The organism is Streptomyces sp. NBC_00989 (genome assembly GCF_045162655.1).
In the GTDB taxonomy this organism is placed as follows: domain Bacteria; phylum Actinomycetota; class Actinomycetes; order Streptomycetales; family Streptomycetaceae; genus Streptomyces.
Map to the genome: position 1 here is coordinate 2,517,978 of NZ_CP108728.1, position 20,439 is coordinate 2,538,416.

The 20,439-nt window shown below is 69.1% G+C and carries 14 protein-coding genes; 5 read left to right on the top strand and 9 right to left on the bottom strand.

The features are described from left to right. Positions 1-147: 147 nt before the first annotated feature. Positions 148-1,161, bottom strand: coding sequence for an Lrp/AsnC family transcriptional regulator (locus tag OG714_RS10905; RefSeq protein ID WP_406120137.1), 1,014 nt, complete (start codon positions 1,159-1,161; stop codon positions 148-150). A 108-nt stretch (positions 1,162-1,269) separates the two neighbouring features. Between OG714_RS10905 and OG714_RS10910 the strand changes: the two genes are divergently transcribed. Further along, entirely contained in the window at positions 1,270-2,781 is a 1,512-nt protein-coding gene (locus tag OG714_RS10910; protein ID WP_406120138.1) for an MFS transporter, read from the top strand. Positions 2,782-3,022: 241 nt separating this feature from the next. Beyond that, entirely contained in the window at positions 3,023-4,849 is a 1,827-nt protein-coding gene (locus tag OG714_RS10915; RefSeq protein ID WP_406120139.1) for an AMP-dependent synthetase/ligase, read from the top strand. Positions 4,850-4,861: 12 nt separating this feature from the next. Here OG714_RS10915 and OG714_RS10920 read toward each other — a convergent pair whose 3' ends face one another. Genes OG714_RS10920 through OG714_RS10940 form a run of 5 tightly spaced genes read right to left on the bottom strand, consistent with a single transcriptional unit; the run spans position 4,862 to position 13,554 of the window. Next, entirely contained in the window at positions 4,862-6,940 is a 2,079-nt protein-coding gene (locus OG714_RS10920) for a PQQ-dependent sugar dehydrogenase (RefSeq protein WP_406120140.1), read from the bottom strand. Continuing rightward, positions 6,937-8,307, bottom strand: a complete 1,371-nt coding sequence (locus OG714_RS10925; RefSeq protein WP_406120141.1) for a glycoside hydrolase family 27 protein — start codon at positions 8,305-8,307, stop codon at positions 6,937-6,939. Before OG714_RS10925 ends, OG714_RS10920 begins: the two co-directional genes overlap by 4 nt. Continuing rightward, positions 8,304-11,561 (bottom strand): glycosyl hydrolase family 28 protein, encoded by a 3,258-nt coding sequence (locus OG714_RS10930; RefSeq protein ID WP_406120142.1) that lies wholly within the window; start codon positions 11,559-11,561, stop codon positions 8,304-8,306. The genes OG714_RS10925 and OG714_RS10930 overlap by 4 nt, the downstream gene beginning before the upstream one ends. Positions 11,562-11,585: 24 nt before the next feature. Beyond that, positions 11,586-12,374: a Tat pathway signal sequence domain protein gene (locus OG714_RS10935; RefSeq protein ID WP_406120143.1), complete on the bottom strand. Its 789-nt coding sequence runs from the start codon at positions 12,372-12,374 to the stop codon at positions 11,586-11,588. Positions 12,375-12,378: 4 nt separating this feature from the next. Then, positions 12,379-13,554, bottom strand: a complete 1,176-nt coding sequence (locus OG714_RS10940; protein WP_406120144.1) for a glycoside hydrolase family 105 protein — start codon at positions 13,552-13,554, stop codon at positions 12,379-12,381. Positions 13,555-14,110: 556 nt separating this feature from the next. Between OG714_RS10940 and OG714_RS10945 the strand changes: the two genes are divergently transcribed. After that, entirely contained in the window at positions 14,111-14,947 is an 837-nt protein-coding gene (locus tag OG714_RS10945; RefSeq protein WP_406120145.1) for an aldo/keto reductase, read from the top strand. A 199-nt stretch (positions 14,948-15,146) separates the two neighbouring features. Further along, complete coding sequence (locus OG714_RS10950) at positions 15,147-15,839, top strand: glycoside hydrolase family 75 protein (RefSeq protein WP_406120146.1); 693 nt, start codon at positions 15,147-15,149, stop codon at positions 15,837-15,839. A 112-nt stretch (positions 15,840-15,951) separates the two neighbouring features. Here OG714_RS10950 and OG714_RS10955 read toward each other — a convergent pair whose 3' ends face one another. Then, positions 15,952-16,656, bottom strand: a complete 705-nt coding sequence (locus OG714_RS10955; protein ID WP_406120147.1) for an SDR family oxidoreductase — start codon at positions 16,654-16,656, stop codon at positions 15,952-15,954. 101 nt (positions 16,657-16,757) lie between these two features. Then, entirely contained in the window at positions 16,758-17,729 is a 972-nt protein-coding gene (locus OG714_RS10960; RefSeq protein WP_406120148.1) for a methyltransferase, read from the bottom strand. 124 nt (positions 17,730-17,853) lie between these two features. Between OG714_RS10960 and OG714_RS10965 the strand changes: the two genes are divergently transcribed. Continuing rightward, the gene (locus tag OG714_RS10965; RefSeq protein ID WP_406120149.1) at positions 17,854-18,630 is read left to right on the top strand and encodes a phytanoyl-CoA dioxygenase family protein; all 777 of its coding nucleotides are present in this window, start codon (positions 17,854-17,856) and stop codon (positions 18,628-18,630) included. 96 nt (positions 18,631-18,726) lie between these two features. On the opposite strand, the gene OG714_RS10970 is transcribed toward OG714_RS10965, so the two are convergent. Then, entirely contained in the window at positions 18,727-20,439 is a 1,713-nt protein-coding gene (locus OG714_RS10970; RefSeq protein ID WP_406120150.1) for a glycoside hydrolase family 6 protein, read from the bottom strand.

Here is a 20,439-nt window from a genome sequence, read left to right on the forward strand (position 1 = left end):
TTCCCTTCGAGGGCTCGCCGGAAGGACTTCCGAAGACTATTTTCAGAAGGTCTTTCGGGAAATCCCTGCGGCATCGGTTCGGACGAGCCACAGTCGATCGCCGAACACTGTGATTCCCATCTCCGGGTGCTTGGTTTTGCGCATGATTTATCTTGAACTTACTTTGAGGGAGGGCGAGTTGAGGGGGAGCGTCCGATACGTCAGCTGCTTCACCCGCCGCAGGAAAGGGCTCGCCTCCACCTGCTGTACCCCGTCGAGCCGGCCCAGCGGCCCGCTGAGGTAGTCGTACAGCCCCGCCGTGTCCTTCACGACCGCGGTCACCGCGATGTTGGACGTACCGGCCGTGGCGGAGGCGTACGCGATCTCGTCGTGCGTGGCCAGCGCCTCGCCGACCGACCGCAGCGCGGCCGGGGTCGCGGTGATCCAGAGCACGGCCGCACGCGCGTAGCCGAACACCTCCGAGTCGTACTCGATGTCGATGTACACCGCTCCCGAGCCGATCAGTGCGGCGAGCCGGCGTTTGACGGCGGACTCGGAGCGGCCGGTGGCGCGCTGGAGTTCGGGGTAGGTGGCGCGGCCGTCGCGTTCGAGGACGGCGATCAGGGCCTCGTCCTCCGGCTCGATGCGGGCGGGGCCGGGTGCGGACGCCGGTTCGGGGAGGAGTGCGGCGATCTGGTCGTCGTCGAGCACCTTGAAGCGGCGGAGCCAGCCCGTCGGGCCGCCGTAGAAGCGGTGGAGCAGTTGGTGGGCGCGGATGTCCAGGACGCTGGGGGTGCGCGGGAGTTTGCCGAGGAGGAGGTCGTCGTAGTCGCCGGGGCTGCGGGGGCGGGTCAGGCAGACGATCTCGGTGCCGCCCGAGGCGAGGCCGATCCAGGCGGTGTCGGGGCGTCTGGCGAGGGCGTCGGCGATGTTGAGGGCGTTGTCGGGGGCGCAGCGCAGGCGGAGCATCCACTGGTCCTGGCCGAGGCGTTCGGCGTCCCGGATCGCGACGACCCGCAGGCCGGCCTCGGCGGTGAGCCGGCGGTAGCGGCGGGCGATGGTCTGGTCGGAGGCGCCGAGCACCGCGCCGAGGCGGCTGAAGGAGGCCCGGCCGTTGAGCTCCAGCGCGGTCAGCAGCTGCATGTCGAGACGGTCGAGGGTGTCGGATTCCATCTCCAGCATGTCTGCTCCTGTCGGATTCCGGCGGTGAGGTGTCCGGCACCGCCTTGATCGTCCGGGTCGAGCCCATCGTACGGAGAACTGCACAACCCGGACAGGGGAGTTGAGGACATGCGTACATGGGGGCCGCTCACGGCGGTGTGCCTGGGCACGTTCATGTTGTTGCTGGACGTGACGATCGTGGTCGTCGCGCTGCCGGACATGGCGCGGTCGCTGCACGCGTCGTTGAGTGATCTGCAGTGGGTGGTGGACGGGTACGCGCTGGCGTTGGCCGCGCTGTTGTTGGGGGTCGGCGCCGCCGCCGACGTCCTGGGGCGCCGGCGGGTGCATGTGGTGGGCGTCATGCTGTTCGCGGTGGCGTCGCTGCTGTGCGGGCTCGCGGACGGGCCGGGCGCGCTCGTGGCCGCGCGGGCCGTGCAGGGTGTGGGGGCGGCCGCGATGCTGGCCACGACGTTGCCGTTGCTCGGCTCCGTCTACCAGGGGCGGCGGCGGTCGGTGGCGCTCGGGGTGTGGGGCGCGGTCAGCGGCGGGGCCGCGGCGGTCGGGCCGGTGCTGGGCGGGGTGCTCACCGAGGGGCCGGGCTGGCGGTGGATCTTCTTCGTGAACCTGCCGGTGAGCGTGGCCGCGGTGTGGCTGACGCTGCGGGTGGTGCCGGAGTCGCGGGGGCCGCGCGGGATGCGCGTCGACTGGCTCGGCACGGTGGCGTTCGCGGGGTTCGCGGGCGGGGTGACGTATGCGGTGGTGCGGGCCGGGGAGGACGGCTGGGGCGCCTCGGTGACGCTCGGTTCGTTCGCGGTCGCGGCCCTCGCGCTGGTCTGCTTCGTGCTGGTGGAACGGCGGGTGGCGCATCCGCTGCTCGATCTGTCGCTGCTGCGCAAGCCCGCGTTCGTGGGTGTGATGGCGGGGGCGCTCGCCTTCAACGGGGTGGCGTTCGGCGGGATGCCGTATCTGTCGATCTGGCTGCAGACGGTGCTCGGGATGAGTCCGGTGCGCGGCGGGCTGACGCTGCTGCCGCTGACGGGGGCCGCGGTCGTGGTGTCGGTCCTCGCCGGGAAGCTGCTGCACGGGGTGCCGGCCCGGCTGACCATCGGCGGCGGGCTGCTGCTGATCGGTACGGGCTGCTTCTGCCAGGCCGTCCTCGGCGCCGGTTCGGACTGGACGACGCTGGTGCCGGGGCTCGTCCTGGTGGGCATCGGTACGGGACTGGTGGCGCCGGGGATCGCGGGGGCGGCCCTCGCGGCGGTGCCGGCCGAGCGCGCGGGCATGGCGGGCGGCGCCGTGAATACCGTACGACAGTTGGGGTATGCACTCGGCGTCGCCGTGTCCGGGACCGTCCTCACCTCGCGGATGCGCGACACTCTCCCGCACGACGCGGCGCACACCCTGGCGGGCGGCGGGGCCGGAGCGCTGCGCGGGACGTTCTCCGAGCACGCGCTGCGGGCCGCGTTCGCGTCGGGTCTCGACTCGGCGCTCGTGACGGCCGGCTTCGTCGGGACGGCGGCGGGCGCGCTGGTGCTCGCCCTGGTCAGGGCGGGTCGCGCGGAGCGCACCGGAGGGACGGCGGGAGTGACAGAATCCGCCGCGCGGACGCTGACCGGGGAGGAGACGGCGTCCCACGGGTGACGTCGCACGACCGGGACGCCGGGGGTAATCGGGTCGTACAGATTCAGTGGAGATTACGGGGCCGAAACCTACGGAACCGTAAGGATTTCTGTCCGACCCTTCCCCTTGTGCGGGCATTTTCCGTCGCTGACCAGTGCGAACGTGAGGACCGCTCGCTTTCCCACCCCCTCCCGCCCTTCCGCCCGGTGGGGTAGCTTTCACGGCGCTGTAGGGGAGTGCCAACAGGAGCGGGGAGCGAGGTTTGCGCGAGTACAACAACCCTCCGTTGGCGTTGGCACCGCCGGTGGGCGGTCTGGCCGACGTCGTCTTCGAGCGTGCCCAGGACGCCCCCCTCCACGTCTCCCTCGGCCGCAAGGACGAGCGGGACGAGTGGCGGGACGTGACCGCCGCCGAGTTCCGCGACGAGGTCCTCGCCCTCGCCAAGGGCCTCCTCGCGCAGGGCATCCGCTTCGGCGACCGGGTCGCGATCATGTCCCGTACCCGGTACGAGTGGACGCTGTTCGACTACGCGCTGTGGACGATCGGCGCCCAGGTGGTGCCGATCTACCCCACGTCGTCGGCCGAGCAGTGCTTCTGGATGCTGCACGACGCGCAGGTCTCGGCGGCGATGGTCGAGCACGAGGACCACGCGATGACCATCGCCACCGTCATCGACCGCCTCCCCGCGCTGCACCAGCTGTGGCAGCTCGACACGGGCGCCGTGCAGGAGTTGTACGACGCCGGCGCGCACATCGAGGACGAGGTGGTGCACCGGCACCGCCAGGCCGTCACCCCGGACTCGACCGCGACGATCATCTACACCTCGGGCACCACGGGCAGACCCAAGGGCTGTGTCATCTCGCACGGCAACTTCGTGTACGAGGCGGACACGGTCATCGACCGCTGGGAGTCCGTCTTCCACTCGAAGAAGGGTGACGAGGCGGCGACCCTGCTGTTCCTGCCGCTGGCGCACGTCTTCGGGCGGATGGTGCAGGTGGCGGCGATCCGCGGCGGGGTCCGCTTCGGCCACCAGCCGCAGCTCAACGCGGCCGCCCTGCTGCCCGATCTGGTCGCGTTCAAGCCGACGTTCATCCTCGCCGTGCCGTACATCTTCGAGAAGGTCTTCAACGCGGCCCGCCGCAAGGCCGAGAAGGACGGCAAGGCCGGCCCGTTCGAGAAGGCCGTCGAGATCGCGGTGCGGTACGCGGACGCGATCGAGGAGAAGGCCTGGGGCATCGGCCCCGGCCCCTCGGCGGGCCTGCGCATGCAGCACCAGCTCTTCGACAAACTCGTCTACTCCAAGGTGCGGGCCGCGATGGGCGGCCGTATCCGCAACGCCATGTCCGGCGGGTCGGCCATGGACCGGCGCCTCGGCCTGTTCTTCGCCGGCGCGGGCGTCCAGATCTACGAGGGCTACGGCCTCACCGAGTCGACGGCCGCCGCGACCGCCAACCCGCCCGAGCGGACCCGCTACGGCACGGTCGGCCAGGCCATCCCCGGTGTCACCGTGCACATCGCGGACGACGGCGAGATCTGGCTGAACGGCCCCAACGTCTTCCAGGGCTACCTCAACAACCAGAAGGCCACCGACGAGACCCTGCACGACGGCTGGCTCGCCACCGGTGACCTGGGCTCCCTCGACGAGGACGGCTATCTCACCATCACCGGGCGCAAGAAGGAGATCCTGGTGACCTCCGGCGGCAAGAGCGTCGCGCCGGGACTCCTCGAGGAGCGGGTGCGGGACCATCCGCTGGTCTCGCAGTGCATCGTCGTCGGCAACGACCGCCCCTACATCGCCGCCCTGGTCACCCTCGACCACGAGGCCGTCGAGCACTGGCTCACCATGCGCGGCAAGCCGCAGATGACCCCGGCCGAGCTGGTGCGGGACGCCGACCTGGAGACCGAGGTGCGGCGCGCGGTGGTCGCCGCCAACACCCTGGTCTCGCAGGCCGAGTCGATCCGCACCTTCCGGATACTGGCCCAGCCGTTCACCGAGGAACACGGGCTGCTGACCCCGTCCCTGAAGCTGAAGCGCAAGGCCATCGAGAACACGTACGCCAACGAGGTCGAGGCGCTGTACCGGGCCTGAACTCCCGCTGCCCTAGCCGATGTTCACACGGAAGATCTTGTCGGACCCGTCCGCCTGGTTGCCGTTGTTGTCGCAGTTGGTGGTCGACAGCCACAGCTGGTCGGCGCCGGGGACCTTGGTGACCGTGCGCAGGCGGCCGTACGTTCCGACGTAGTAGGCCGTCGGGGTGCCGACGCTCTCGGTGTCACCGTTGATCGGGACGCGCCACAGGCGTTCGCCGCGCAGGGACGCCATGTAGACGACGTTGCGGACGATGGCGATCCCGCTGGGCGAGGCCTCGTCTACGTTCCAGGTGGCCTTGGGGTTAGTCATCCCGGCGACGCTGCAACTCCCTTCGCAGGTGGGCCAGCCGTAGTTCGCGCCCGGCTTGATGAGGTTGAGTTCGTCCTTGGAGCTGTTGCCGAACTCCGCTTCCCACAAACGGCCGTTGCGGTCGAAGGCGAGACCTTGCGGGTTGCGGTGGCCGTACGAGTAGACGTAGTTGCCGAACGGGTTGCCGGGGGCCGGCTTGCCGTCCGTCGTCATGCGCAGGATCTTGCCGTTGAGCGAGGTCTTGTCCTGGGCGAGGTCGGGTGTCTGGGCCTCGCCGGTGGAGACGTACAGGTAGCCGTCGGGGCCGAAGGCGAGGCGGCCGCCGTTGTGGTAGCGGTTCTTCTTGATGCCCTGGAGGAGGACCGTGTAGCCGGTGAGGGTGGTGCCGTTGTACGTCATGCGGACGACGCGGTTTCCCTCGGACGCGGTGTGCATGAAGTAGACGTAGTGGTTGGTGGCCCACTTGGGGTCGACCGCGACGCCGAGCAGGCCGCCCTCGCCGTTGGTGGTGACCGCGTTGGGCACCGTCCCGACCTGGGTCCGGGTCCCGTCCTTGGTCATCTTCCACACCCGGAAGTCGTCCCGCTCGGTGACGAGCGCGGTCTGGCCGTCGGGCATCCAGTAGATGCCCCACGGGATGGTCCAGCCGGTGGAGAGCGTGGCGACGGACGAGGGGACACCGCCGTCGGTCGCGCAGGCCTTGGTGCTGAAGGTGACGGTGTCGCTCGGCTGGGAGAGGTTGCCGGCCGCGTCGCGTGCGACGACGTTCAGTGTGTACGGGCTGTCGCAGGCGAGGCCGGTGAGGGTGGTGGAGGTGCCGGTGGTGACCGTCTTGTAGACGGTGTCCCCGCTGCGGATGTCGTATGCAACAACCGAGCGGTCGTCGGTGGACGGGCCCCAGGTGAGGTCGACCGTGTTCGATGTGATGTCGGCGGTCGACAAAGTACCGGGCTTGGTCGGCGGGGTGGTGTCGGAGCTGGGTTTCGTCGTGCAGTCAACGACCGGGCTGGCCGGTGAGGTGTTGCCGGCCGCGTCGCGGGCGATGACGGTGAGGTCGTAGGTGGTGTTCGGGGCGAGCCCGGTGAGGGCCTTGCTGGTCGAACTCCCGGACGCCTCACCGATCTTGTTGCCGTGCTCGTAGAGGTCGTACGCCGCGACGCCCACGTTGTCGGTCGAGGCGCCCCAGGCGAGCGTCAGGCCGTCTTCGCCGACGTCCGGGCAACTCGGCTGCCCGGGGCGGGTCGGGGCCTGCGCGTCGACCGCGGTACCCACGCTGATCCGGTCGAGGTTGGGGCCCCCGTTCGCGGTGGTCGCGGTCGCCCGGATCTTGTCCGTGCCGGCGGTCAGCGGGACGTTCACGGTCTTCGTCGCCCACGTGTTCCAGTCGGCGGTGGCCGGGAAGGAGACGGCGGACGCGACGACCGTGCCGTTGACGGAGATGTCCAACGGGCGGTCGACGGCGGTGCCGTTGGCGTAGCGCAGCGCGATCGACGCGGTGCCGGTGGCGGTCGCGCTCACCGCGAACTCCACATAGGAACCAGTGACGTTGGTGTAGTCGACGAAGCCGGTGCCCGTGTAGCCGGTGTGGTTGGTGGCCACGGTGCCCTGGACGACGGTGGCGTCCTCGGCCTGGTAGTCGGTGGTCGCCGCGTGCGCGGTACTGCCGGTGAGCCCGGCGAGCGGCACGGCGAGGGCCAGCGTGAGGGCGAGGGAGAGAAGCGGGGAAAGCGCCGAGGAGGGGCCCCGCGTGCCCCGCGCCGGTGGTGTGCCGCGTGTCATGAGTGCCCCCTCAGGGTGCCGTCGACCGGGTTCACCCGGATCAGGCGGGTCTCGCCCGGCCGTAGCGTCGCGCTGTACGAGTCCGTGATCGTGCCCTTGTGGGAGCCGGACCAGAGGTCGGTGACGTCGCCGGAGCCGGTGAAGCCGACCTTCGACCAGTTCACGGAGACCGTCGCGCTGCCGGACGTCCCGGTGTTGAACAGCGCGACCACGTAGGCTCCGTCGCTCTCCCGTTTGCTCCAGACCTGCTGCACACCGCTGTTCACCACGCGTTTCGCGGCGACGCCGTCCTGATCGACGCCGATGAGGCGGTCGTTGGTGAGCATCGCCTTGTCGACGGGGTCGAGGTGGGTGACGTCGGTGCCGAGCAGCAGGGGCGAGCCGGCCATCGCCCACAGGGTGAAGTGCGAGCGCCGCTGGTCGGCCGTCAGCCCCACCTGGTCGCCGTTGCCGACCTCCAGCGAGTCCAGGTCGTTCCAGCCGCCCGGCCCCGCGTACGGCTGCCAGGACGCGGCGGTGTTGAAGCGCGCGGAGACGTGCGACCAGTCGGTCAGCGGATAGCCGCTGCCGTTGGCGCCGGGTCCGCAGTAGCACTCGACGTCGCCCTGGGTGCGCCAACTGTTCGCCAGCGAGCGCCAGGTGGTGGCGTCGGCGATCGGAAGGTTGTTGGAGAGCGCGAAGTTGACGGACCGTCCGCTCGCGCGCAGGGCCTTGTCCCAGGCCTGGACGTCGGGGATGTCGGCGCTGCCCACGCCGTCGATCTTCAGGTAGTCGACGCCCCAGGAAGCGAACTGCTTGGCCCACGAGTTGACGAACTCCTGGGCGCCCGGCTTCCCGTAGTCGATATAGTACATGTTCTTGCAGTTGTAGTTCTTCTCGGTCCTGGACGTGTCCGCGATGTCCTTCGCGTGGTACGAGGTGCCCTCGATCGGGGTGTTCGCGGTGACCGCGTTCTTGGCGATGCCCGGGGTGACGTAGAAGCCGAACTTCAGTCCCTTGGAGTGGATGTAGTCGGCCAACGCCTTGATTCCGGAAGGGAACTTGGCCGTGTCGACGGCCCAGCGGCCGTAGGAGTCGACGGTGAAGCCGTTGGCGTCGCACTTCTGCCAGAAGTCGTCGAGGTTGACGTACACGAAGCCGTGGTTCTTGAGGCCGCTCGACACGAGGGCGTCGGCCTGGGCCTTGATCTTCGCCTCGGTGGGCGTGCGGCGGACGTAGCTCCAGCTGCTCCAGCCCATGGCGGGGCGGGTGGACTGGCCGTTGTCGGAGGCCGCGGCCGGGGTCGGGCCGCTCAGGAGGGGAAGCGCGGAGGCGGCCAGCAGCCCGGCGAGCGCCGCCACGAACGGTCTGGGTCCGATGTGTGTCATGACGATCCCCCGGGGGTCGCGTAGGAGGTGCCGATCCAGGCCTCGTCGATCCGCAGCCGCTGGTAGCGGGTGGTGTCGGTGGCGGCGGCCCAGGTGGAGTCGACTTCGAGGCGGACGTAGCGCGCGTCGGCCGCGGTGAGGTCAATGCCCTGGATTCCGCGGCGACTTGGGAGCTGGCCGGTCTTTACCGCGCTGCCCCAGTTGGTGCCGTCGTTGCTCAGGAACACCTTGTACGCCTTGATCCGCGCCGACTGCTCGGTGTCGGAGCGGGCGTAGGCGACGGAGTCCTCGCGCTGGTTGAGCCCGATGTACCGCACCTTCTTCGAACTGCCCAGATCGAAGGTGAGGTTGACCGGCAGGGTCTTGTCGTTGTCCCAGTAGGTGAGGTAACTCCCGTCCCCTGCGGCCGAACCCGCGTGCCCGCTCGCCGAGGCGCTCGCGCTCACGGTGACGCCGGACAGGATGCCCTGGCGGCCGGCGGTCGTGACCTTGAAGACGGTGTCGTACGGGTCCCAGCCGCCGAGGCCGCTGAGCGTGAGCACTCCGCCGGACTGGGACCACGAAATCGCCGCTCCGGTACGGAGGTTGGTGACGGAGGCGATGCGGTAGCCGTTGTCGCGGATGCGCAGGGTGCCGGTGCCGGGCGGGGTCAGGACGTGGATGTACTGGAGGTTCGGGTCGGTCCGGCTGATGGTGGTGACGCCGTGGGCGCCGTCGTTCCAGAAGCCGGGTTTCAGGCCGCCGTACATGTAGCCGCCGCCCTCAGTGCCGTGCAGGGACTCCCAGATGGGGGCGAGGTAGGAGTCGGCGAAGGTGTTGAAGGACGCCTGGTTCGCCGGGAATCTGCCGTTGACCTGGGCGGTCTCCGCCATCAGGGCCTTGACCGAGGAGCCGGCGTTGGTGACGAGGCGGCCGAGGGTGAGGGCCCGGTCGACGGACGGGTCGGAGCCGTCGTACCACCACGCTCCGGTCGACGGGAGCTTGAAGTCGGCTTCCGTCAGGCGGGGTTGTGCGGTGTACACGGCCTGGGGGTAGTCGTAGGCGGGCGTCATTCCCGTCTTCTGCTCGTTGCTGATCATGTCCATGATGGGCGTGTCTTCGTTGTTGTTGCTGAGCGTGTAGTTCGGGCGCTTCTGGTAGATCTGCTGGTAGAGGTCGTGGCTCTCCCAGTACGCGTTGTCGTTGTCGATCCAGAAGCCGCCGAGGTCGGGATAGCGGTCCATGACCTCGAAGAAGTTGTCGTAGCTGAACTGCCCGAAGCCGTCGCGGGTGGTCAGGTCGACGTTCTTGCCCTTGTAGGCGGAGTAGGCGGCCGAGTCGAGCCACTCGTGGCCGCCGTCGGCGTGCCACTGGGGGTCGTCGGTCATGTAGAGGATGACCTTCAAGCCCTTGGCCTTGGCGGCGGTGATCAGCTCGCCGACGAAGTCCCGCTTGGTGGAGCAGGATCCGGGGATCTTCGAGGGCCAGGGGCGGGCGTAGCCGAGGCGGCTGTGGAAGGTCGCCAGTACGAGGTATTGCGTATGCAGTTTCTGGGCCTCGTTCACCCAGTAGTCGGGGGTCCAGCCGCCGCTCGTGACATCGCTCTCCCAGGCGGTGCAACTGGTGTGGGCGGGCGCGGTGCGCAGGCCCCAGTGCAGGAAGAGGCCGCCGACGGAGCCGCGGAGGAAGTCCTGGCGGGGGTTCTCCAGGTCGAGCGGGCGGGTGGCGGCACCGGGCGGGCGCGTGCTCGCGGGCGCGCAGTTCTCGGTGGAGCCGGTGGTGGAGACGCGCGGCGAGCCGGCGCCGCTCACGCAGTAGCCGTTCACGTCCTGGAAGCCCAGGTCGTAGGGCGAGTTGGCACCGCGCCGCGCGGTGAAGCCGGTGAAGCGGATGTCGCTCGCCGCGTTGGCGATGACCGCCGGGCGGCCGTCGTCCGTCGCGAACTTCACTGAGCTGTCGGTGAATTGGACGTGGTCGGCGTTGTGCAGATACCAGCCGTAGGCCGGCCGGGTGCCGATGGCCTTCGGGTTGTAGTCCTTGGGGTCGTTGCCCGGTACGCCGGTGGACATCGTGCCGTTGCCGCCGGGGACGGTGACGTTGACGTTCGTGAACGTGATCCCGTCGATGCGGTGACCGGTCTCGCCCCACAGAGTCGGACTGAAGGAGGGGCTGTTGCCGGTGGCCGTGATGTTGTCGTAGGTGACGTCGCTGATCGAGCCGACACCCGGACTGTTGCCGCAGCGTTTGCGGGTGCCGATCTTCTCCATGATCGGTGAGTGGACGCCGGTCATGGTGATGTCGCGGTAGTGGACGTCGGAGATCTTCGCGCCGTCCATGGAGACCATGCCGAGGCCGGACTTGTCGGCGCCCTCGATCCGGATCTTCTCGAACCGGTAGTCCGAGAAGTCGCCGCAGGTCTCGGAGCCGAACATCAGCGCGTTGCAGCACTTGGCCGACAGATACGAATCGCTCACGCGCACATGGCCGTTGGGGAGTTTGGCGCCGAGTGCGTAGTCGCTCTTGAAGACGAGTGCGTCGTCGTTCGCCTTGATGCTGGCGTCGGTGACGGTGACGTTCGTGGTGGAGATGATGTTCCAGCCGTCGCGGTCGCTCGCGGTGTCGATGGTCAGCCGGTCCGAGGTGACGTTCGTGCAGCCGTTGATCAGCGCGGCGAAGTGGCCGCCCCGGCGCAGGGTGAGGCCGTCGCCGATGCGGAGGCCGTTGCAGCGCGTCAGCGACAGGATCTTGTCGGCCTCGCCCGACTTGGGGTTGCCGGTGATCAGGTTGCCGAGCCCGTCGATGACCCCGCCGCCGACGAAGCCGATGTTCGTGAGCCGGTCGCCGTAGATCATCGCGTTGTGAAAGTGGCTGTGCCCGTAGTCCTGGTACTGGTCGTACGGGTTGGGCTCGGGGGCGTCGTAGGTGTCGGCGGACGAGCCCTGGAGCGTGGCGCCGGTGTCGACCTGGAGCGTCACGTCGCTCTTCATGTGGATGGTGTTCTTGGACTTGTACGTGCCGGCGGGGAAGCGGACGGTGCCGCCGCCGGCCGAACTGGCCGCCGTGATGGCCTTGTTGACGGCCGGGGTGTCATTGGCGGAACCGTCGCCCTTGGCGCCGTAGTCGCGGACGTCGTAGACGGTGGCGTGCGGTGCGGCGGGTGAGGGCGTTGCGGGATGTGCCGCCGCGAGGGCCGAGGGGTGGGCGAGGCCGAGGACGACGGTGAACGCGAAGAACACGCTCGCCGCCCAACTCCGCTTGTACAGGGGCGATTTCATGGGGGGTTTCATGGAGCGTGCTCCTCACCCGAGCTGGTAGCCGCGGAGATCGGTGAGCAGGAGGTAGGTGTCCTGAAGGGACCCGGAGGTGTCGCCGAGGGAGCGGTAGATGCCCCACTTGGGGCGGACACGGTCGGCGAGGAAGGTGTCGACGCCGGTCCGCGACTTGTCGATCACCGTCGTGGAGCCGGACTTGAGGATCCAGCGGACCGAACCGGCCGTGCCGTTGCCGACCTTGATCTGGAAGTCGACGTCGGTCCACCGGTCGTGCAGCGGATCGAGGTCGGTGCGGCCGACCAGGACACCGGCGATCGGCAGGTTCAGCTCGATGGTCTGCACGCCGTTCACGCGTCGCAGGGACTGCACGACGATCGGCGAGGTCCCGCTGCCGGGCTGCTTCATCTGCATGATGTGCGTGAAGGTCGTGGTCGCCTTCAGGGAGCTGGGGATGTACATCGAGTACGTGATCCGCCAGGTCTGCCCCTCGGTCCACTTGAGGTAGCTGCTCCTGCCGGTGCGCAGACCGGTGACCTCCTGGCGCTGCCGGTCGGTCGACGTGTCGCGGTCGACCGTATGCATGGTGAAGCGCCAGTTGTTTCCGGTGGCGTAGATGTGCGGGTGCCCGGCCGGGTGCGAGTCGGCGCGGTCGTCCTCGACGGTCTCGAAGGCGCCGAGGCCGTCGCCGGTCGCGGTCGGCGCCCACTTCTGCTGCCAGGAGGCGGCGTGCGCGGGCGTGGCGGCCGAGAGGCCGGCCGCCGCGCCGGCGGCTCCGCCGAGAGCGGCTCCGAGAACCGCCCTTCTGGACGTGCTCATGACACTAATCACCTCGCAGTTGTTCGTTCATGATCAGGAAGGCGCCCAGGCCGTGGAAGTCGTTCGTGGCCCGGGTGCGGGCGACGTAGTACGCGTAGTCGCCGACGTTCGTGCCGATGGAGATGTCCGTGAGGTCGGTGCGGCCGTCGGTGCCGACGGAGAGCTTCGCCAGGACGCCCTCGTAGCCGCGCCGGGCGACATCGGCGAAGTGCCGGTCCAGGTAGCCCTGTTGGGCGCCGCGCGAGAGGGCGTAGGTGAACATGCTGGAGCAGGATGTCTCGGTCCAGTTGTCGCTGCGGGCGCCCTTGTCCATGACCTGGAACCAGCGGCCGGTCGCCGGATCCTGGTATTTCTCCAGTCCGGCCGCCAACCGGCGGAGGATACCCAGGAGTTGGGGCCGGCGCGGATGATCGGCGGGGAGTGCGTCGAGGACGTTCGTGATGGCCATCGCGTACCAGCCGACCGCGCGGCACCAGTGTTCCGGCGCGAGTCCGGTCCCGGGGTCGGCCCAGCTCGCGGTGCGCGATTCGTCGTACGCGTGCCTCAACAGGCCGTTCGCGACCTGGAGATGGCTGCCGTAGACATAGAGCTGCTTGGCCGCCTCGTCGTTCGTGTAGGCGCTGTCGCCGAACTCCTTGCCGTACTCGACGAGGAACGGGTTCACCATGTAGACGCCGTCCGCCCAGAGTTGATGGGCGCGGCTGCTGCTGTCGGCGTGCCAGAAGCCGCCGTCGCTCGTGCGCGGGTAGGTGTCGAGGCGGTCGCGGATCTTCTTGGCCGCTTTGCGGTAGCGGTCCTGGCCGGTCTCGTGGTGCAGGATCACCAGGAGGCGGCCGGCCTGCATGCTGTCGAGGCTGTTGAAGGACTGGTCGATCGAGCCGTCGCTCTTCACGAAACGGTCGACGTAGCTCTTGATGTAGGCCAGGTAGCGGGCGTCGTGGGTGCGCCGGTAGGTGAGGTACTGGCCGTAGAGGTAGAGGCCGACCGGGTACGACCAGCCGCCGATGGTGCTCGGTGTGTAGCGGGCCGTCGTCGAGTCGACCACGGCCACGGACCAGTCGGGCGCCGCGGCCGGCCGGCTCGCCGCCACCGCCGTCTCTAGCGGCGGGGCCGCTCCGGTCAGGGTGGCGGTGGCGAGGGCCGCCGCGGTCAGGGCCGTTCGCAGGCGTCGGCGTCTCATGTTCCTCCCTTTCGCGTTCGGTGGGTTCGGGTGGAGTGCGCGGGTCCCGCGGGCTCGGGTCCGGCACACGGGAACGCCGCGGCTGCCGGCACTTCTATTGACCGACCATTCAGTCGGCCGGACCGAAGAAGCACCCGCTCACCGTCGCCGGTCCGTTCGCCGTGCGGGCCCGTGGTCGACGAGGCCTTCACCACACCTTTTCATCCGATGTTTCCTGCATACGGTGTTCCGTCTGGAGGATCCCGGGCAAGGGTCTACTCATGCGCGCATACCTGCTCTCCTGAGGGCTGGGGGGTCTCGGAGTCCAGACAGGTGCTGGTGTTCACATGGACGCACCGCGTTCAAGGACGCGTCCGATGGCGTGCTTAGCGTTGCGGCATGACGGTCCGCGGTCAATGGTCCGGACCGAATAACATCGGATGCATTTCTCGCCAATCTTCGGATACCGGCGCCGATTCACCCCTCGGTCCGGACGGATTCCGCGGTCAGGAATGCGGCACGACCCCTGATCGTTGACGATGTGAGTACCACCCGACGACTGAAGGATCGAGAGCTCGTGAGCAGCAAGGTCCCCCCGATCATCCTCAACAACGGTGTCGAGATGCCCCAGCTGGGCTTCGGCGTCTGGCAGGTGCCGGACGCCGAGGCGGAGCGGGCGGTGGCCACCGCGCTCGAGGCCGGGTACCGCAGCATCGACACGGCTGCGATCTACGGCAACGAAGAGGGCACCGGCAAGGCCATCGCCGCGTCCGGCGTCCCGCGCGAGGACCTCTTCGTCACCACCAAGCTCTGGAACAGCGACCAGGGATACGACGCCACACTGCGCGCCTTCGACGTGTCGCTGGCGAAGCTCGGCCTGGAGTACCTGGATCTGTATCTGATCCACTGGCCGACTCCGGCCCGGGACAAGTACCTCGACAGCTACAAGGCGTTCGAGAAGCTGTACGCGGACGGCCGGATCCGCGCCATCGGCGTCTCCAACTTCGAACCCGACCACCTGGCCCGGCTGATCGAGGGCACCTCGGTCATCCCGGCGGTCGACCAGATCGAACTGCACCCGCAGTTCCAGCAGCGCGCGGGGCGCGAGTACCAGGCGGAGCAGGGCATCGCGACCGAGGCCTGGTCGCCGCTCGGCTCGGGCAAGGGCCTCCTGGAGGTCCCGGCGATCGTCGCCATCGCCCAGAAGCACGGCCGCACCCCGGCCCAGGTCGTACTGCGCTGGCACATCCAGCTCGGCAACGTGGTGATCCCCAAGTCCGTGACGCCGTCGCGGATCAAGGAGAACATCGAGGTCTTCGACTTCAGCCTGGACACCGAGGACCTCGCGGCGATCAGCGCGCTGAACGAGGACCGGCGACTGGGTCCCGACCCGTCGACGTTCAACGCGGCCTGAAATCCGGGCACATGGCCTGAACCCCAGGTAGTGCGATCGCCCCGGAGCCTGTCGGCTCCGGGGCGCTTCGCTTTTCCGTGCCGCCGGCCCCGCCGGGTTCGCACTTGGTTCGTACCAGGGTCTTGACGCGAGCATGCGGACGGGTCCACCTTGTTGCGCACCCGGTAAGGAAACTTTCCTAACAGAAGGGTCCCCCACAGTGCGCATGCGAACACTGACCCTCGCCGCGGCCTCGGCTGCCGCCCTGCTCGCCGCCGGAGTACTCCCCGCGAGTGCCTCCGGCGCCACCCCCAAGTCGGCTCAGGAGGGCTCGGTCAGCGCGGCCAGCCTGCTCTCCAAGGTGACGTCCTGCTCGCAGATATCGAGCGGCAAGTACCGTACCGACGACGAGACTTCGGCCACCATCCCGGTGTGCGGCAAGAACGGTGCCGTGTTCTGGAAGGCCGACATGGACATCGACTGCGACGGCCAGCGCACCGCGAAGTGCAACGAGAACGCCGACCCCTGGTACCAGGACGACACGGCGTTCCACCAGTCCAACGGCCAGCCCCTGAAGGCGGATTCACTGCCGTACATCGTGGTGCCCAGCTCCAGCAGCATCTGGAAGTACTCCAGCTACGGCATCAAGGGCGGCGGTGTGGTCGCCGTGATCTACAACAACAAGGTCGAGTACGCGGTCGTCGGCGACACCGGCCCCACCAACATCATCGGCGAGGCCTCCTACGCCACGGCCAGCGCCCTCGGCATCGACCCCGACCCGGCGACCGGCGGCGCCGACTCCGGCGTGACGTACATCCTGTTCAAGAACTCGACGGTCTCCCCCATCGAGAGCCACAGCGCGGCGGTCTCGCTGGGCGACCAGTTGGCGAAGCAGTTCCTGTCGAACAACTGAGCCCAGGAGGACATGAGTTGGCCCGTTGTCACGACCGTTCGCGGCTGTTCGCGGCTGTTCGCGGCTGTTCGCGGCAACGGGCCTTTCCCGTGGACGAGTTGGGTCCGCTACGTCAGTTGGGCTGCCCGATCGGCCGTACGACGACGGTGTTGATGTCGACGCCGGCGGGCTGGCGGATCGACCAGAGGATCGTGTCGGCGATCTGGTCGGCGGTGAGGAGATGGCCGGGCGGCAGGCTGCCGTTGCCGTCCCAGAACGGGGTCTCCACCCGGCCCGGGGCGACCAGCGTCACCCCGATGCCGAACTCCGTGACCTCGCGCCGGGTGTTCTCGGCGAGACCGGTCATCGCCCACTTGGTCGCGCCGTAGATGTTGCCGGGGGTGTGCACGAACCCGGCGACGCTGCCGATCAGCACGATCCGGCCGTGCGTCTGCTTCAGCGCGTCGACGGACGCCCGGATCAGCAGCGCGGGGCCGAGGACGTTGGTCAGCACCATCTCGGTCCACCCGGTCGGGTCACCCTCGGCGACCGAGTCGTGCGTGGCGACCCCGGCGTTGGCGACGACCGCGTCCAGCCGGCCGAACTGTTTGAGGGTCGTCTCGACGGCGGCCTGCACCTCGTCGTACTCGGCGGCACTGCCGGGGATCGTCAACAGGCCCTCGGGGTGGCCGAGTTGAGCGGCGAAGGCGTGCAGCCGCTGCTCGCTGCGGCCGGTGACGGCAACCCGGCCCCCGGCGCTGAGGAGTTGCCGGGCGACGGCGGCCCCGATGCCACTGCCGCCGCCGGTTATGAGTGCGACGTGAGAGTTGTCGTTCATGGTGGTGGTCCCCCCGTGGGTCGGTGAACTCCGCGCAGTCGGAGGGGCAGTTCATCACCTTGAGCACTCTCGAAGTCAAGCCGCCGAGATCACGGGCCCTTTCAGCCGGCCCGTACCGCCGTGTGCACGGTGTGCGCGGCCAGCACGAACACATCCGCGCGCCGGTGCACACCCGCCGGGTCCTCGGGGTCGACGAGCCGGTCGAGGGTGGCCATGTCGTCGGCGTCGAGAGCCTCGCCGTAGGTGTCACGGACGCGGGTCAGCCAGGTGGCGGCGTAGGCGCGGACGCGGTCCGGGGCCGGGGCGGGCAGGTCGAGGAGGAAGCTGCGGCTGCCGGTGTGCTTCAGGCCGGCCGAGGTCAGGAGGGCGGGCCAGTCCTCGGTCTCGGTGACCGCGCCGGGGAGGTCGGTGCGCATCTGCGCGAACCACTCGGCCTCGATCGCGTCGATCCGCGCCTCCAGGCCCGGGCGGCCGATGCCGAAGTCGCGGGGCAGGAACCGGGAGGGCAGGCCGCCCTCCATGATGGCGAGGGTGCCGCCGGGCGCGAGCCGCTCCGCGAACGCGGCGAGACCGGCGCGCTGGTCCCCGAGGTGGTGCAGGCTGCGGCTGGCCCACAGCAGGTCGGCCGGATACTCCAACTGCCCCAGCACCTCGGGCAGTTCACCGGCCAGCGTGCTGAAGCGGTCGCCGAAGCCCTGCCGGTCGGCGCGGGCGCGGGCCCGCTCCAGGAGCGGTTCGGAACCGTCCACCGCGACGACCCGGGCGCCCGGGAACGTCTCCGCGAACAGACACGCGACCACACCGGGCCCGCTGCCCACGTCGACGATCAGCCCCGGATCGGTCCGCTCCTTCGCGAGCCACGCCATGGCCCGCTCGTACAGGGGCGCGAACAGCTCCGCCTGGGTCTCCAGCAGGGGGCCCATGACGGCCCAGTCGATGTCGGTGTGGTCGTGGTGGTGGCTCAGGCCCAGCTTGTGGTCGTGGTCCGGGCCCGGCTTGTGGTCGTGGTCCGGGCCCGGCTTGTGGTCGTGGTCCGGGCCCGGCTTGTGGTCGTGCTCGTGCTCGTGCGCCATGGTGGTCAGCCTCTCGTCCGCGTGCCGTCAGCCTGCGCCGACGCACCGTTCGACGGCCAGTTCCGTTGCCGAAGCGGCAAAAAATGAGGTGCGGAACAGGTCGTCCGTCGCCGAGCATGCCCGTATGGACGACGTGATGGTGGAACGCTTCCTCGAAGACGGGTTCGTGAAGATCGAGGGGGCCTTCCCACCGCGGGTCGCCGAGCACTGCGCTCGGCTGCTGTGGCGGGAGACGGGCTACGACGCGGAGGACCCCGGCACCTGGCAGGACCCCGTGGTGTGGGTGAGCGACATGGCCCAGGGACCGTTCGCCGCCTCGGTCAACTCCCCTGTCCTGCATGAGGCGTTCGACCTGCTGGTGGGCGCCGGCCGGTGGCAGTCCCGGTACTCGGTGGGCAGTTTCCCGCTGCGCTTCCCGCACGCGACGGAACCGGACGACGCAGGCTGGCACATCGAGGGCAGCTACGCGGCGGAGGGCGCTGAGAACGAGTGGCCGTACGCGAATCTGGCCTCGCGCGGCCGGGCCCTGCTGATGCTGATGCTCTACTCCGAGGTGACCGAGGAGAACGCGCCGACCCGCATCCGGGTCGGCTCCCACCTCGACGTCCCGCGCGTCCTCGAACCGTACGGCGAGAAGGGCGCCTCCTCGCTGACCCTCGGCCCGAAGGTGGCCGAGGCATCCGCCGGGCGCCCCCTCGCGTACGCCACCGGTCAGCCCGGTGACGTCTACCTCTGCCACCCCTTCCTGGTCCACGCCGCCCAGCCCCACCACGGCGACCGCCCCCGCTTCATGGGGCAGCCACCGCTGATGCCGGCGGTGCCGTACGAGTTGGAACGGTCCAACGGCGACTACTCGGTGGTGGAGCAAGCAATCCGCCGGGGCCTGTCGAACGAGGGCTGACCCCCGCGCCCCTGAAAGAGGCGCGGGGCTGTATCGATTTGCGGCTCCGCCGCGTGGGCGCGACCAGCCACATACGGCCCGCAGCTTGAGACCGGCCTACAGAGGCGGGTACGCGTTCGCCATCAGCTGCTGGAACTGCGCAGAGAACCAGTGTCCGGACAGCGGAGCGTTCGCCAGCGCACCGGACATGTTGTTGCCGTTGCGCGCGTTCCCCGTGTACGTCGGGTCGCACATCCGGTCGAAGCCCTTGCCCTCGTCGTTGGCGATGGCCGTGCTGGACCCGTCCGACTCACCCGGCGGCTTCATCCACACGTACGCGTCGATCCCGGTCGCGGGGGCGGCCTTCGGCCGCTCACCGAGACCCGCACCGGACTGGTTGCACCAGTTCCCGACCTGGATCCGCCGGTCGTAGCGTCCGCCGTCGACGTACGTGTCCACACTGGTGGTCGCACCCGGACCGGTCGGCCGGGCCGAACCGCCCCAGCCGTTCCGCGACGTGTCGATCAGCATGCCGATACCGGAGTTGAAGCCCACCGACACCAACTGGTTGCGGAATGCCTGGGCGTACGACTGCTCGTCCACGTAGCGGTTCCAGTCGACCCACTTGGACTGGCGTACGGAGACACCGTTCACGCTGTCGTTGATGGTGAAGTTGTTCTCCTTCAGGGCGCTGTAGTTGGCCGTGTTGGTGATGAAGCCGGCCACGTCGTTCACGGTCGCGCCCTCGGCGTTCGCGGCCTGGTAGAAGAGGTTCGCGGAGGGGAGGAAGTTGTCGTCCCAGCCGAGCCAGCCGTGGTGTCCGGCGTCGATGTAGTTGTAGACGTTGGGGATCGCGCCGAGCTTGTTCAGCGCGTATCCGACGCCCTTCACGTAGTTGCCGTTGGCGAGCATCGTGTCGCACTGCGGGGTCGCGGTGGCCTTGCTGCCGGTGTTGGTCACCAGGTTGGGCAGCGAGTCGATCTCGATCGTGGTGACGATCCGCAGCGAGGCGTACTTGCTGTCGGCGAGGATCGCGGCGATCGGGTCGATGAACTCGCTCTCGTAGCGGCCGATCTCGGTCGGGCCGAGTTCACCGTTGGAGGCAAGGGCCGCGCAGTCGCGCCCGGGGAGGTCGTAGACGACGAGTTGGACGACCTCTTCGCCGGTGCCCTTCTGGGCGAGCGCCGCGTCGAGGTGGGCGCGCAGGCCCATCCCGCCGTTGACACCGTTGATGGCGGCGATGCGGTCGAGCCAGACCCCGGTGGGCTGACTGGAGACGCGGCTGCCGCCGGTCTCGGCGGCGGCCTTCGCGGACCACTCCGGGTTCACGTACACCTTGGCGCCCGCGTACGGGTTGTCGACCCGCGTGCCGGGATCGGTGCCGCCACCCCCTCCCCCACCGCTGCCGTCGTCGACGTTGCAGGTCACTCCGTCGAGGGTGAAGGTGGTCGGCAGCGCGTTGGTGCCGCTGTAGGAGGCGTTGAAGCCGAAGCTGACCGAACTCCCGGTCCCCAGGCTCCCGTTGTAGGTCTCGTTGGCCGCCGTGACGGCGGTCCCGCTCTGGCTGATCTTCGCGTTCCAGCCGCTGGTGATCTTCTGGTTACCGGCGTACGACCACTTCGCGGCCCAACTGGACTTCGCGGCCCCGTTATTGGTGATCGTGACGGCGGCGGTGAAGCCGGTGTCCCACTGGTTCTGCACCTTGTAGTCGACGCTGCAGGGGATCGCGGCGATGCCGACGTCCGCCGAGGGGGTGGCGGCGACCGCCGTCCCCGAGGCCCCGGCGACGAGCACCAAGGCAGCGAGCAACGCTGTTCTGGTACGGCTCAT